Annotated in this window: 13 protein-coding genes and 1 tRNA gene; 2 read left to right on the top strand and 12 right to left on the bottom strand. The window is 69.9% G+C overall.

Going from position 1 to position 13,395, the window contains the following annotated elements:
• Nucleotides 1-10: 10 nt before the first annotated feature.
• The 4 genes from GUI43_RS17685 to GUI43_RS17670 all read right to left on the bottom strand — a co-directional run bounded on the left by GUI43_RS17685 (nucleotide 11) and on the right by GUI43_RS17670 (nucleotide 4,819).
• Nucleotides 11-598 carry a hypothetical protein gene (locus GUI43_RS17685; RefSeq protein ID WP_112699298.1) on the bottom strand — a complete coding sequence of 196 codons (588 nt, stop codon included), beginning with the start codon at nucleotides 596-598 and terminating at the stop codon, nucleotides 11-13.
• Between the two features lie 111 nt (nucleotides 599-709).
• Nucleotides 710-1,291, bottom strand: a complete 582-nt coding sequence (locus GUI43_RS17680; protein ID WP_146758764.1) for a hypothetical protein — start codon at nucleotides 1,289-1,291, stop codon at nucleotides 710-712.
• 148 nt (nucleotides 1,292-1,439) lie between these two features.
• Nucleotides 1,440-2,207 (bottom strand): enoyl-CoA hydratase/isomerase family protein, encoded by a 768-nt coding sequence (locus GUI43_RS17675; protein WP_112582889.1) that lies wholly within the window; start codon nucleotides 2,205-2,207, stop codon nucleotides 1,440-1,442.
• Between the two features lie 224 nt (nucleotides 2,208-2,431).
• Complete coding sequence (locus tag GUI43_RS17670; RefSeq protein ID WP_112699315.1) at nucleotides 2,432-4,819, bottom strand: M4 family metallopeptidase; 2,388 nt, start codon at nucleotides 4,817-4,819, stop codon at nucleotides 2,432-2,434.
• Nucleotides 4,820-4,986: 167 nt separating this feature from the next.
• On the opposite strand from GUI43_RS17670, the gene GUI43_RS17665 reads away from it, so the two are divergent.
• Nucleotides 4,987-5,556: a hypothetical protein gene (locus GUI43_RS17665; RefSeq protein WP_112605130.1), complete on the top strand. Its 570-nt coding sequence runs from the start codon at nucleotides 4,987-4,989 to the stop codon at nucleotides 5,554-5,556.
• On the opposite strand, the gene GUI43_RS17660 is transcribed toward GUI43_RS17665, so the two are convergent.
• From GUI43_RS17660 to GUI43_RS17635, 6 genes are all read right to left on the bottom strand, one after another.
• Complete coding sequence (locus GUI43_RS17660; RefSeq protein ID WP_112605127.1) at nucleotides 5,544-6,188, bottom strand: histidine phosphatase family protein; 645 nt, start codon at nucleotides 6,186-6,188, stop codon at nucleotides 5,544-5,546. The genes GUI43_RS17665 and GUI43_RS17660 overlap by 13 nt on opposite strands.
• A 68-nt stretch (nucleotides 6,189-6,256) precedes the next feature.
• Complete coding sequence (locus tag GUI43_RS17655; RefSeq protein ID WP_112605124.1) at nucleotides 6,257-6,928, bottom strand: DUF998 domain-containing protein; 672 nt, start codon at nucleotides 6,926-6,928, stop codon at nucleotides 6,257-6,259.
• A gap of 10 nt (nucleotides 6,929-6,938) precedes the next feature.
• Nucleotides 6,939-7,358 (bottom strand): VOC family protein, encoded by a 420-nt coding sequence (locus GUI43_RS17650; RefSeq protein ID WP_088952055.1) that lies wholly within the window; start codon nucleotides 7,356-7,358, stop codon nucleotides 6,939-6,941.
• A gap of 35 nt (nucleotides 7,359-7,393) precedes the next feature.
• Complete coding sequence (locus GUI43_RS17645; protein WP_112605121.1) at nucleotides 7,394-7,795, bottom strand: helix-turn-helix domain-containing protein; 402 nt, start codon at nucleotides 7,793-7,795, stop codon at nucleotides 7,394-7,396.
• A gap of 297 nt (nucleotides 7,796-8,092) precedes the next feature.
• On the bottom strand, nucleotides 8,093-8,872 hold the full coding sequence (locus GUI43_RS17640) for a hypothetical protein (protein WP_112699297.1): 780 nt from the start codon (nucleotides 8,870-8,872) through the stop codon (nucleotides 8,093-8,095).
• 129 nt (nucleotides 8,873-9,001) lie between these two features.
• Nucleotides 9,002-9,078, bottom strand: a tRNA-Thr gene (locus GUI43_RS17635).
• Between the two features lie 341 nt (nucleotides 9,079-9,419).
• On the opposite strand from GUI43_RS17635, the gene GUI43_RS17630 reads away from it, so the two are divergent.
• Entirely contained in the window at nucleotides 9,420-10,511 is a 1,092-nt protein-coding gene (locus GUI43_RS17630; protein ID WP_091403085.1) for an ABC transporter ATP-binding protein, read from the top strand.
• 138 nt (nucleotides 10,512-10,649) lie between these two features.
• Here GUI43_RS17630 and rlmB read toward each other — a convergent pair whose 3' ends face one another.
• Both rlmB and cysS read right to left on the bottom strand, forming a co-directional pair.
• On the bottom strand, nucleotides 10,650-11,783 hold the full coding sequence (gene rlmB, locus GUI43_RS17625) for a 23S rRNA (guanosine(2251)-2'-O)-methyltransferase RlmB (RefSeq protein ID WP_112582882.1): 1,134 nt from the start codon (nucleotides 11,781-11,783) through the stop codon (nucleotides 10,650-10,652).
• The gene (cysS, locus tag GUI43_RS17620; protein WP_112699296.1) at nucleotides 11,783-13,198 is read right to left on the bottom strand and encodes a cysteine--tRNA ligase; all 1,416 of its coding nucleotides are present in this window, start codon (nucleotides 13,196-13,198) and stop codon (nucleotides 11,783-11,785) included. The genes rlmB and cysS overlap by 1 nt, the downstream gene beginning before the upstream one ends.
• Nucleotides 13,199-13,395 lie beyond the last annotated feature (197 nt).

Genomic DNA, 13,395 nt, shown 5'->3' with positions numbered 1-13,395 from the left:
CGGCTTGCGGCTACTGTCCGCTCAGATCCGGGTGGTCCCGTAGGAACGCCTCGCCCCGGCGGGCGTTTCGCAGGACCGACACGGTCAGCACCGCCCAGATCACCAGCAGCAACCCGCCGATCATCGCGAAGAACGGCGCGAACCCCAGGAATGCCTGACCGACGCTCGTCATCGCCAACCCCGCGACCAGCACCACAAACCAGCGCTGCTCGACGAACTGTCGGGCGGTCTCCACCAGGAAGGCCGCGTCTTCGTCGGCCTCGGGTGTGCCGCGTCGAACCTGCCGCGCCAGCCGCCGACGGCGCGACCAGTTCAAGGCCAGCAACGGGGACTGTCGGGACGCCCGGTAGCGCCCGGTGCGTACGACCCAGACGACAGCGGCCACCTCGACGATGACTCCGAGAATCAGCAGAACGCGTCCGAGATTACTGGCCCAGCGCGGCGGATCACCGTCGAAAATGCCGGTGTTCTGGCCACCCATCGCGACACCGACCGCGAGCGCGCCGACCACGGCGGGCAGCAGCACGAACCCGAAAATCAGACGGAGTCGCCGTTGTTTCCGCCCGGCCCGGTCCGGATCCGTCGCTGTCGCGTCCATAGTGGTCCCCCGATCACCGCGTGGCGGGGAAACTACCCATCGACGATGGCAGCCAAAACGCTCGCCGGCCGCCGGTCGGGCCGAGACTGCCGAATGCTGCGGTGAGACGCGTCAGTCGTGCGACTCCTGCTCTTCCGGTTCCGGGTGGGCGCAGAGGAATGCCTTGGCCCGACTGGCATCACGGAAGGAGAACGCGACGGCACCGACGCCCAACGTCGCCATGACGGCGAAAAGACCGGTGAACAGCGGTGTGAACTTCAGCAGCACCTGACCAAAGCTCGAGATCACGAAGCCGAGAAGCACCATTGAATACCAACTTTGGTTGATCATCGTCCGCGCGGCGGCTCGGAGTAGTCCGAAGTCCGCATCGTCCTGCGGCGCGCCCCGCCTGACCTGTTGCTGCAGGCTTCGGGTGTCCGACGGGTGCAGCCGCCGCAGCAACGACTCGCGGTCGGCACGGAACCGGCCGCTGCGCACCAGCCAGACAAGGGTTGCGATCGTCAGGGCGAGCCCGCCGAGTTGCAGGACGCCGCCGAGAGCGGCCGCCCAGGCCGGCGGGTCGCCGCCGACGATGCCGGTGTCGCGACCAACCACGACCGCGCCGACGATCATGGCAGCCGCCAGAATCGACAGCGGTACCACGAGCATCAGTCGCCGACGATTGCGGCTCTGCGATGAAGTCACCATCTCCATGAAGGCCCCCGCCCCTGGTTGGTCCCGGGATACCCATCGATGGTCGTACGACAAACGCGATCAGCTGTCGGGCGCCTCGGGGCCGGCAGGTTTCAACATCGGCTCGGGTGGCTCCGCGTTGTCATGACACCCGCAGCAGCCGAGGCGCTCAGGCGTCGGTCGGTGGCCGCCAGGCGAAGCGGGGCTGCCGGCGTTCGGCGATCGCCGCCACCCCCTCGCGGGCCTCGCCGGTCGTCGTCACCTTCCGGTGCCACCAGGCGATCCGCGCGGGCTCGGCCCGCTCCTCGATGATCTCCTTCGCGGCGGCGATGCTCAGCGGCGACCGCTGGGCGATCGTCGCGGTCAGTTCGTCCACCCGGGCGGCGAGCCGGTCGGCCGGCAGCACCTCGTCGACCAGGCCGATCCGCAGGGCGCGCTCGGCGTCGATCAGTTCGGCGGTGAACAGCAGATGCTTGGCGGCGGACGGGCCGACCAGCCGGGCCAGCCGGCGCGTCGTCGGTGCCGGATAGACCAGCCCGAGCCGGGCCGGCGGTACGCCGAAACGGGAGTCGTCTGCGGCGATCCGCAGGTCGCAGGCGACCGCAAGTTGAGCCCCACCGCCGACGCAGGCGCCCCGGATGGCCGCGATCGTCGGCTTGGCGAACCGGGCCAGCCGCTCCTCGGCGGTCACCGCGATGCTGGCGTCACCGGCGTCCAGCAGCTCGGCCAGGTCACCGAGGTCGGCACCCGCGCAGAAGGCGTCGCCGGCGCCGGTGAGCACCAACGCCCGTACGTCGGGGTCGGGCTCCAGCCGGTCGAGCAGTTCGGGGAGCTGACGCCACATGGCCGCTGTCATCGCGTTGCGCCGGGCCGGATTGCTGATGACAACGGTGGCGACCGGCCCGGTCACCTCGACGGTCAACTCCGCGTCCGACACGTCCGCCCCTTCCCGCGCACCCGTTCGACGACGCCGATCTGGCGAGCCGACGCCGTGCACCAGTGCGGCGACACTAACGGCGCGGCGACTGGTCAGACCACGCGGACTGCCCGAAGCAATCTTGGACTGTTTCCGTCAGCGCTGAACGGAAACTGTCCAAGATTGCCGGCACCGCACCGGCGAGCCCAGCGACCACTGTGCGGGTCGCTGGGCTCGTGGTCAGGTCAGGAGACGGTGACCGCGGTGTCGTCGACCACGAAGGACGTCTGGAGCGAGGAGTCCTCGGTGCCGGTGAACTTCAGGCTGACGGTCTGGCCGGCGTACGCGGCCAGGGAGAAGGACTTCTGGCTGTAGCCGGTGGCCTTGTTCAGGTTCGAGTAGGTCGCCAGGGTGGCCAGAACGGTTCCGCTCGAGTTGAGCACCTGCACGTTGAGCTTGTCGTAGGCGATGCTGCTGGTGGTCTCGGCGGAGTCGATGTGCAACCAGAAGCTGAGGGCGTACGACGCGCAGCCGGCCGGCAGGCTCACCGACTGGGTGAGCGTCTCGGTGCGGGTGCTGCCGTACCCGTTCAGCCATGCCTTGTACGACCCGGTGCGGGCTGCCTGGCTGCTGGAGTTGGTGATGACGCCGGAGCTTGCCGTCCAGCCGGTCGCGCCGGATTCGAAGCCCGGGTTGGCCAGCTTCTGACCCGGCGCGGTGCAACCGCCACCGGCGCCGTTCACGGTCAGCCGGTAGGTGGCGCTGCGGGTGACCGCGCCGGCACCGTTGACGGTGATCGAGTACGTGCCGGCCGGGGTGCTCGCCGAGGTGCTGATGGTGAGGGTGGACGAGCCGCCCGAGGTCACCGAGGCGGGGCTGAACGCGGCGCTCGCCCCGCTGGGCAGGCCGGACGCGGAGAACGTCACTGTCTGCGCCGAGCCACTGGTGGTGGCGGTCGACACTGTGGTGGCGGCGGAGCTGCCCGGGTTCACCGAGCCGGCGGTCGGCGAGAGCGCCACGGAGAAGTCGTTGCCGGTCGAGCAAGGCGCGTCGTTGCCGGCGACGTTCACCGCGGTCCAGGCGGCCTGCACGGCCTTGTACTCGGTGGAGCAGCTTCCGTGCAGGTCGGTGGCCGCCCGCAGACTGTAGGCGCGGGCGGTGTTCGCCGGGTTGCTGGTGCTGACGTACGCCGTGTTGGAGGTGAAGTAGACGTCCAGTGCCCGGAACCAGATCTTCTCGGCCTTGGCCCGGCCGATGCCGGTCACCGCGGGGGCGGAACCACAGACCGGGGAGGTGCCGTACGAGGTGGCGCCGGTGCCCTCGGCCAGGTTGAAGAAGAAGTGGTTGGCCACGCCGGAGGAGTAGTGCACGTCCTTGTTCTTGGTGCTGGTGGACCAGCAGCTGTCCGACGAGCCGTCCAGCGACGGGTTGTACATGTAGCGCAGCGGCGTGCCGTTGTTGTTGATGTTGATCTTCTCGCCGACCTGGTAGTCGCCCGGGTCGCTCGGCGCGGCGGCGTAGAACTCCACCATGTTGCCGAAGATGTCACTGGTGGCCTCGTTGAGGCCGCCGGATTCGCCGGAGTAGACCAGGCCGGCCAGCGCTTCGGTGACACCGTGGCTCATCTCGTGCCCAGCCACGTCCAGCGAGACGAGGGGGCGGGAGTTGCTGGAGCCGTCACCGTAGGTCATCTGGGCGCCGTCCCAGAAGGCGTTGACGTAGTTGTTGCCGTAGTGCACCCGGCTCGGCACGCCGGCGCCGTTGCCGAAGATGCCGTTGCGGGCGTGCACGTTCTTGAAGTAGTCGAACGTCTTCGCCGCGCCGAAGTGCGCGTCCACGCCGGCGGACTGCCGGTTGGAGTTTGCCCCGGTGCCCCACGCGTTGTCCGCGTCGGTGAAGGTGGTGCAGGTCGACGTGCCGTTGTTCATGTCGCAGGTACGGCCGTTGCCGTGCGACGGATCGATCATCTGGTACGTGCTGCCGGAGAGCGTCGTGTCGATGCTGACCGTGCCGGTGTAGATGCCCTGGCCGCTGCCGACCACCGACTCGATCTCGTCGTACGACCCGACTGTCGCGCCGGTGGCGGCGTCGGTGATCACGTGCAGCCGGGACGGGGTCTGCCCGTCGGGCTGCCACCCGCTGACCACGGTCTCCCACGCCAGCCGGCCCGTGCCGGAGCTTGCGTCGACGAACAGTTCCGGTGTGCCCACCGCCTCGGCCTTACCGGCGAACCGGGCACTGGCGGCCTTCTTCGCGGCCGCCGCGGTGGTCCCGGCCGAGGTGGCGAGGGTCAGCGGCGCGGCCAAACCGACCGAACTGCCGGCGTACGTGCCGTTCGGCGCAGTGTGGATGACGAAGTCACCGCCGTACACCCGCAGGCCGTGGTAGGTCCGGGTGTAGCGGGTGTGCGCGGCACCGTTGGCGTCCACCTTGGTGCTGTGCACCTGGTAGGACTCGGCGCTCGAACCCTGGACGGCTCCGGGGTTCGCTCGTAGGACGGTTGCCGCTCGGGCCGCGGCGGAGGCGTCCGGCGCGGGAGAGGTGGGCGGGGCCGCATGCGCCGGGGTGACGACGCCGGTCAGCAGGCCGCTGGTGAGCAGCACTGCACTGACGGCGGCAAGAGCTCTTTTCACGTGCGCTCCTGTGAGGAGAAGGATGTGACGGAGGTAGTCACACATGTACATATAGCTATGTGTTGAAGAAAAGAGAAGGCCTGAACCGATGTCAGACATCGACATTGACCGTTCGGATGAGGGGCTTGACGAGGGAACCAACACCCGCCCCGGCACGTCCGACGGACATGAGACCCGCCTCGACAGCCGGCGCCACGTTCGCCCTACTGGTCGCGCTCCTGGCCGGCTGCACCAGCACCGACGGAAGCGGCGCCGCTCGTGACCAAACGCCGACCAGCGCCGGCCCCACCCCGACCGGGTCGGCCACCGACGCCCCGCCGCCGCCAACCGCGGCCCCCGCCTCCACGTTGCCGACCGGGCCGCCGGCCACCGATATCGCGTCGACGCGGGTGATGCTGTTTCGCTCCGGCGGCTTCGCCGGCCGCGCTGACACCGTGACCGTCGAGCCGGACGGCCGATGGACGGCCGTGGACCGTGCCGGCGGTCGGCGTACCGGCCAACTCAACCCCGCCGACCTCGGCCGGCTGCGCGGGCTGACCGCCGACTCCCGGCTGTCCGCCGAGGCCCGCCAGACGGCCGGCGCGACCAACTGCACAGACGTGTTCAGCTACCGGCTGACCGTCGGCACCACCGAGATCGGGTACGACGACTGCCCCAGCGACGACGCGCAACGGCTGCCAGCCACCCGCGCGCTGGTCGAGCTGCTGCTGCGGGCCACCGACACTCAGACCAGGTAGTCCGGGGGCAGGCCGGTGCCCCGCAGCTCCGGCGGCAGGTGGGCCACGTCGTTGACGGCGATCAGACTGGGCGGGCCGGCCGCGCTGTACCGGATGACGGTCAGCCCCGCGTTGTGTGAGTTCAAACCCAGCCACCGCCGCTCCGGCGCGTCGAGGGCGTGCCGCACCAGCCAGGCGATCAGGAAGCTGTGCGTCACGACCAGTTCACGCACCGGTTCCCCGCCGGCGGGCCCCTCGGCGACCGGGCCGGCGAAGCGCCGCACCGCGTCCGCCGTCACTCGCGGCCCGTCGACCCGCTCGGCCGCCGAGAACTGCGTAAGGAATTCGGCGTACGCGGGCGGCAGGCCAGCCGGATCCGTGTCCTGTGGGAGGTGGTCACCGGCCAGCTCCGTCTCGTACACCGGAACGTCGGACAGCGACTTGGCGACCAGCTCGGCGGTCTGCGCGGCCCGGCGCAGCGGCCCGTGGTGGACGGCGGCGAACCGCCGGGCCCGCAGGCGTTCGCCGAGCAGGGCGGCCTGCCGCCGGCCGCGCTCCGACAGGCCGGTATCCGGTTCGCCGGCATCCGGCCCACTCGGCTCGGAGAGATCCTGCTCGGCGTGTCGGGTCAGGTAGAGCAACCGGGTCACCATGGCCCCCACCTCAACACACCGGGAGGTACGAGTTCGACCCCGCACCTCCCGGTCCTGCGGCCGTCGGCTCAGTCGACCCGACCGGACGCCGCCCGCGCGAAGGTGACCGACACCCACAGCCAGCCGGCCGTCACCGCCAGGCCGAACGCCACCATCACCGCCGGAGTCGGCCGGGCGATCAGCGTCACCCAGGCCGCCGCGAAGAACATCCCGGTCACCAGGCTGTACGCGGCTCGACCGCGCGCCCCCTGCCGGGCGGCCCGACGGGCGGCCACCACAGTCGCCACGATCAGCGACACGAAGGCGACCGCCGCCACCAGGAAGTGCAGGCCCCCGTGCCAACTGATCTCACCGGCGCCCCGAGGCGTACCGACCGGGAACCCGTCGGCCGGGTCGGCGCTGAAGATCGCCGCCCCGACCAGGCCCAGGCCGTACAGCGCGAGCAGTCGGGGCAGCCAGACCGATCCGCTGCCTTCGCCGGTACGGCGGCGCAACGCTTGGGCGGCCAGCACGCAGAGCACCCCGGTGACCAGGAACGTGACGATCTGAATCCAACCCAGCTCTCCGGTGCTCAACACGCTGACCGGGTGGCGACGAAAGTCGAAGCCGTCGCGGGTCGCCGCCTGCACCATCGCCGAGCCGACAAAGATCGGGCCGGCGAGCACCCCGCCGATCAACAGCAGGCGGTCCCGACCGACGGCGGTCGGTCGTACCACTGGAAACGCCGCGGCCTGGCTCATCGCCCGCCCCCTACGCCCGCGGGAACATCTGGCCGATGCGGATCCGGTTGCCGAACGGGTCCCGGATGCCGAAGTCGATCCCGTACGGGCGCTCGGTCGGCTCGTCGGTGATCTCGACGCCCTTCGCCACAAGATCCTCGTGCGTCTTGCGGGCGTCGTCAGTGGTCATGAAGAGGTACCCGCCGAGGGCGCCCTTGGTGAGCAGCTCACGGACCTGCTCGGCGGTGGCCGGGTCCAGCGCGGGCGGGCCCGGCTTCTCCAACAGGATCTCGCGCTCCGGGTCGCCGGGCAGGTTGACAGTGAGCCACCGCATGAAGCCGAGGTCCTGGTCGGTGTTGACCTCCATGCCGAGCTTGTTGACGTAGAAGTCAAGCGCGGCGTCCTGGTCGAGGACGTAGATCTGGGAGCGGCTGATCGCGTTCATCGTCATGCCCATGACGCTAGAGGTAGACCGTGACCTGCGGCTTATCCAAAACTGCTGGGTCGGGTCCAGGCTTTGGTGAAGCACGACGGCACGTTGGCCGGCGCGACGCGTTGACGCCGGAAATCCGAGGGGGACTCCCCGACGATCTGCCGGAACGTCCGACTGAACGTGCCCAGGCTGCCGAAGCCGACGGCGTAGCAGATGTCCGTCACGTCCCGCTCGGTCTCCACCAGCAACGACATCGCCCGCTCCACCCGGCGGCGTTGCAGGTAGCGGTGCGGGGTCTCACCGAAGGTTGCCCGGAAGGTACGGATGAAGTGCGCCTGCGAGACGTGCGCGATCCGGGCCAACGCGGGAATGTCCAGAGGCTCGGCGTACGCCCGGTCCATCGCGTCCCGGGCGCGCAGCATCGCCCGGTTCGACTCCTCCACCGCCCGACTCATCTGCCCCCGTCCCGCTCCGCGCTGCTCCGGCCCCAGGTTAGCGCCGGGCGCTCCGTCGTCCGGTCGGGTGGGCGCGCCACTCAACTCGGGGCATCCGCGGTGGCAGTGCCCCTCGCGGGCCCGACCGGGGCGACCGGGGTCCGCACGATTGTCTCCGATCCCCGATGATTCGCGGGTACCCCGCACCTCGTCCCGCTGCGGGCGGTGCTGGCGGCTGGTGCTCGCAACCACTACTGCCAACCACACCTGTGGGACACCGTGCGCCCGGAGTGACACCGGCCCGGTGCGGCTGAACTGTTACTTGCGGTAGTAGAAGTCGGCGGCCTCACCAGCGCGTGCCGGCGCGTTGATCTTCAAGGACTTCCCATGATCTTTCATGGTGGTGGTCAGCGTCAGCTTCCGGCCATCGCTGGGGCTCAGCTCCACCTTGATCGAGGTCACCCAACCCTGGTCGTCGGTCGTGATCGTGAACGGCGACAGGCCTATGCCGATCGAGACGATGCTCGGTGCGCCCACCGGGAGGAACGACGTGGCGTCCTTGCCGGTGGGGTCGAAACGGCCGGTGTAGGTATGCGGGTCGACGCGGTCCACCGAGGCGATCGACGAGGTGAACGCCTTCAGGCCGGTCGGGTCGACCCAGTCGAAGCGCAGGAAGGGATCGTCGCGCTTCACTCGCTTCAGATCGACGTGCACCCAGTCCTTGTCGTCGGACGGCCGCACGTAACTGTCGTTGCCAATCACGATCCGGCTCCCCGCCGACGGATACTTCCCTCCGGTGACCGAGATCGTGGTCTGGAAACGGCGCTTCTTCGGATCGAAGGCACCCGTGCCGTTGACGTTCTGCCCTTCGGGCAGGTTGCCGCGCACTGCGTACCGGTGGGCAGCCCCCTGCGACCGCTGCAATGCCACGACCAATTCGCTGCGGACGTTGGGCGTCGGAGACGGCACGGCAGTGGCCGTGGCGGTGGCCTGGACCAGCTTGTCGGCGCGCGTGGGCTCAGTCGTCGGAGTGCAGCCGGCAGCAACGAACAGGCCGCCGGTCAAGCCCAGCACGAGCAGAGTGGTGCTCTGTTTCATTGTGACTCCCCCGTGGACCACCGCCTGATGGCGGGACGGAGGCACGATAGCGAACTTGGTCGACGCCCGGATGCCGCTCGGGCCGGACCGACAGGGACAGCAGTGCCGTTCGGAAAGGTCTGATGTAATTGGAGCCCCCGGCCGGGATCGAACCGGCGACATCTCGCTTACAAGGCGAGTGCTCTGGCCAGCTGAGCTACAGGGGCGCGTGCGTCGAGGTCAGCATAGCGACTGACGTCCGGTAATCCCGATCGCGTGGCCTCCCGAGAACGGGAATCGTCAACAACCCGACGCAGACTCGTTTCCCACGGCGTCGATTGATGTCTGCCCGTGCCCGAGTGACCGGAATGCGTAGCCCGCCTGGTGGGCAGGGCGGCCCCCCACCTTGGCAGCACGGGTAAACGCGTTTACGGTTCACTGACACGGACGACGACCGGGCGCCCCCGCGACCGCGCCGCCGTCCGCTGAACCGGCACGGACACGTGCCGGTTGCTCCTTCACTCGGATCGTCCGGCACGTTCCTGCCGGTGAAAGGAAGCGCTTCACCATGGCTACGGTCACCTATTCCAAGGCGTCCCGGGTCTACCCGGGCCAAGAGCGTCCCGCCGTCAACGAGCTGGACCTCGAGATCGGCGACGGGGAGTTCCTCGTCCTGGTCGGCCCCTCGGGTTGCGGTAAGTCCACCAGCCTGCGGATGCTCGCCGGTCTGGAGGACGTGGACGCCGGTTCGATCTACATCGACCAGCGTGACGTCACCCACCTTCCCCCGAAGGCCCGCGACATCGCGATGGTCTTCCAGAACTACGCCCTCTACCCGCACATGACGGTGTACGAGAACATGGCGTTCGCCCTCAAGCTGCGCAAGACCTCCAAGTCGGAGATCGACCGGCGGGTCAAGGAGGCGGCCGGGCTGCTCCAGCTGGAGGAGTACCTCAGCCGTAAGCCGAAGGCGCTCTCCGGTGGTCAGCGTCAGCGTGTCGCGATGGGCCGGGCGATCGTCCGCGAGCCGCAGGTCTTCCTCATGGACGAGCCGCTGTCGAACCTCGACGCCAAGCTCCGCGTGCAGACCCGTACCCAGATCGCGTCCCTGCAGGCCAAGCTGGGCGTCACCACGGTCTACGTCACGCACGACCAGGTCGAGGCCATGACCATGGGTCACCGGGTCGCGGTGCTGCTCGACGGTGTCCTCCAGCAGGTGGACACCCCGCGGGCGCTCTACGACACCCCGGCCAACGTGTTCGTCGCCGGCTTCATGGGCTCGCCCGCCATGAACATCAAGACCGTTCCTCTGAACGAGCGGGGCGCCGAGTTCGCCGAGCTGCAGATCCCGCTGACCCGCGAGCAGGTCGAGGCGGCCCGCGCCGAGGGTGGCGACGGCAAGGTCACCGTGGGCTTCCGCCCGGAGGACTGCGAGCTGGTCAGCCCCACCGAGGGCGGCATGCCGGTCGTGGTCGAGCTGGTCGAGGACCTCGGCTCGGACGCCAACGTCTACGGCCACGCCGCGCTGGGTGGCAACTCGGAGCGCTTCGTCGTCCGCACCGACCGGCGCAACATGCCGAACATGGGTGACACCGTGTTCGTCAAGCCGGTCGCCGGTCGCAGCCACGTCTTCCACGCCGCCACCGGTGGCCGGATCTGACGTAACGCCGTACCGACAGGGGCGGTCCGCTTCGGCGGGCCGCCCCTTCGCCGTACCCGAAGCGGCTCTTGACCTGTCAGAGCTGACACGAAGGCCCCCTCCCGCGCTCGGCGGGAGGGGGCCGTCGTTCGACGTGCGCTACTGCTCGACGGAGCGCCGGCGGGCGACCTCGGCCAGGGCGACCGCCGCCGCCACGCTGGCGTTGAGCGACTCGACCTCGGAGATCATCGGGATGCTGACGGTCAGGTCGCAGGTCTCCCCGACCAGGCGGGAAAGACCGCGCCCCTCGGAACCGACCACCACCACCAGCGGACCGACCGCGGCCTCCAGGTTGTAGAGGTCGGTGTCGCCGTCGGCATCCAGGCCGACGACCATGAAGCCGGCGTCGCGGCACGCCTTCAGCGACCGGGTCAGGTTGGTCACCTGCGCCACCGGCACCCGCGCGGCCGCGCCGGCACTGGTCCGCCAGGCGGTCGCGGTGATCCCGGCGGCACGACGCTCGGGTACGAAAACACCCTGCGCGCCGAACGCGGCAGCCGACCGGATCACGGCGCCCAGGTTGCGCGGGTCGGTGACACCGTCCAGCGCGACCAGCAGCGGGGCCTGCTGCTCCAGGGCAGCGGCGACCATGTCCTCGAACGGCTGGTACGCGAAGGGCGGCACCTGCAAGCCGACGCCCTGGTGCAGCACCCCGCCGGTCATCCGGTCCAACTCGGCGCGGCTGATCTCCAGGTTGGCGATGCCCCGGTCAGCGGCGGTCCGGATGATCTCGTTGATCCGGTCGTCCATGTCGATGCCCTGGGCCGTGTAGAGCGCCGTCGCCGGCACGTTGGCGCGCAGCGCCTCCAGCACCGGGTTACGCCCGACCAACAGCTCCGGGGTGTCCTTGGACGGGTTGGACTTGCGCCCCGGCGTGACCCGGGGGCCGGACCGCCCGGTGGGCTTGCCGCCCCGCCCGCCGGTGGCAGCACCCCGGCCGACCGGTACGCCCCGACCGCCACCCCGACCCCAGGTGGTGTCCTTGCTGCCGGGCTGGCCGATCTTGGGGGCGCGCCCCTCCTCGGCCGCCGCGCGGCGCTCCTTGTCCTGCTTCCAGGCGGTGCGCTGGGGCAGCTTCTCGGTGCCCGAGTAGCCCTTGTGCCACGGCCGCTCGTCCGCGGGCAGGGTGCGACCCCGCCCGGCCAACGAGTCCTTGTTCTTGCCGCCGGTGCCCTTGGGGGCGCCTGCCTTCGACGTCAGTCGCCGGCCACGGCGCTGCGAGTTGCCGGCCATCAGTCCTGCTCTCCAATAGTCCAACGGGGGCCCTGGGGGGTGTCCTCGACCACCACGCCGGCCAGCTTGAGCTGGTCGCGCACGGCGTCCGCGGCAGCCCAGTCCTTGCGGCCCCGCGCCTGCGCACGCTGCTCCAGGGCCAGCGCGATCAGGGAGTCCACCACGGCACGAAGATCGTCCGATCGGCCGCCACCGGTCCAGGCCGGGTCGAGGGGGTCGATCCCGAGAATATCCAGCATTGCCCGCACCACGGCCAGCGTGGTGCGGACGGTCACATCGTCGCCGACGCTCAGCGCGGTGTTGCCGTCCCGAATGTGCTGTTGTAGCACGGCCAGCGCGGCGGACGTGTTGAGGTCGTCGTCCATCGCGGCGACGAAGCCGGCGGGCAGCTCACCGAGCTGCCCGGCACCGACCCGCTCGGCGGCCCGCTGCACGAAACCCTCGATCCGCCGGTACGCGGTGGCCGCGTCGCGCAGCGAATCCTCCGAGTAGTCGATCACCGAACGGTAGTGCGCGGCGGCGTAGTAGTAGCGCAGCTCCACCGGCCGCACCCCGAGCGAGTCCACGTACGCCAGGCCCAGCGCGTTGCCCGCGGACTTGCCCATCTTGGCCCCGCCGATGCTGAGCAGCCCGTGGTGCACCCAGTAGCGGGCGAACGGCAACCCGGCCGCCTGGGACTGGGCGATCTCGTTCTCGTGGTGCGGGAACGTCAGATCCAGGCCACCGCCGTGAATGTCGAACTCCGGGCCGAGATAGCGCCAGCACATCGCCGAGCACTCGATGTGCCAGCCGGGACGGCCCAGCCCCCACGGCGAGGGCCAGTAGGCGTCCGCCGGCTCGTCCGGTTTGGCGCCCTTCCACAGCGCGAAGTCGCGCGGATCCCGCTTGCCCCGATCCGGGGCGTCCCCGGCCGACTGCATGGCGTCCGGAGACTGACCCGACAGCGACCCGTACGCCGGCCAGGACGCCACGTCGAAGTAGACGTCGCCGGAGCCGTCACTCGCCGGGTACGCGTGCCCGTCGGCGATCAACTTCGTGATCAGCTCATGCATCTCGGGGATGTGCCCGGTGGCGCGCGGCTCGTAGGTGGGCGCCAGCACGTTCAACGACCGGTACGACTCGGCGAGCAGCAGCTCGTTGGCGTACGCGATCGACCAGAACGGTCGGCCCTGCTCGCCCGCCTTGACCAGGATCTTGTCGTCGATGTCGGTCAGATTGCGAACGAAGGTGACCTCGTAGCCGGCGGCCAACAGCCAACGACGCAGGACGTCATAGTTGACGCCGGAGCGAAGGTGACCGATGTGCGGCGGCGCCTGGAGGGTGAGACCACACAGGTAGACCCCCACCTTGCCGGCTTCCCGCGGGACGAAGTCCCGCACCGATCGGGTGGCGGTGTCATACAGGCGTAGCGTCACCGTACAAGGGTAGCTGTCCGTGCCTGTCCGGGTCCGCCGGTGCCGGGTCGTACGCTGCCAGGCGTGGATGCGACCGCACGCTCCGGTGGCTCCGGTGACCCGCCAGCCAACCCCACCGCCCCCGCCGACCCGGCCTTCGAGCGGGCTTCCGGGCCGACGGACGCAACCTTCGGATCGTCCGGCGCAGGTGGAGGTCG

It is taken from the genome of Micromonospora noduli, from assembly GCF_003264365.1.
GTDB classification, from domain to species: domain Bacteria; phylum Actinomycetota; class Actinomycetes; order Mycobacteriales; family Micromonosporaceae; genus Micromonospora; species Micromonospora noduli.
The sequence above is the reverse complement of the archived record's forward strand: the minus strand, read 5'-3'. Positions and strand labels throughout refer to the sequence as shown.

Bases quoted from the DNA above. Each gene is read 5' to 3' on its own strand.
- GUI43_RS17685 (WP_112699298.1), bottom strand. From the start codon at position 598: ATGGACGCGACAGCGACGGATCCGGACCGGGCCGGGCGGAAACAACGG.
- GUI43_RS17680 (WP_146758764.1), bottom strand. From the start codon at position 1,291: ATGGAGATGGTGACTTCATCGCAGAGCCGCAATCGTCGGCGACTGATG.
- GUI43_RS17665 (WP_112605130.1), top strand. From the start codon at position 4,987: ATGAGACCCGCCTCGACAGCCGGCGCCACGTTCGCCCTACTGGTCGCG.
- GUI43_RS17660 (WP_112605127.1), bottom strand. From the start codon at position 6,188: ATGGTGACCCGGTTGCTCTACCTGACCCGACACGCCGAGCAGGATCTC.
- GUI43_RS17655 (WP_112605124.1), bottom strand. From the start codon at position 6,928: ATGAGCCAGGCCGCGGCGTTTCCAGTGGTACGACCGACCGCCGTCGGT.
- GUI43_RS17650 (WP_088952055.1), bottom strand. From the start codon at position 7,358: ATGACGATGAACGCGATCAGCCGCTCCCAGATCTACGTCCTCGACCAG.
- GUI43_RS17645 (WP_112605121.1), bottom strand. From the start codon at position 7,795: ATGAGTCGGGCGGTGGAGGAGTCGAACCGGGCGATGCTGCGCGCCCGG.
- GUI43_RS17640 (WP_112699297.1), bottom strand. From the start codon at position 8,872: ATGAAACAGAGCACCACTCTGCTCGTGCTGGGCTTGACCGGCGGCCTG.
- GUI43_RS17630 (WP_091403085.1), top strand. From the start codon at position 9,420: ATGGCTACGGTCACCTATTCCAAGGCGTCCCGGGTCTACCCGGGCCAA.
- rlmB (WP_112582882.1), bottom strand. From the start codon at position 11,783: ATGGCCGGCAACTCGCAGCGCCGTGGCCGGCGACTGACGTCGAAGGCA.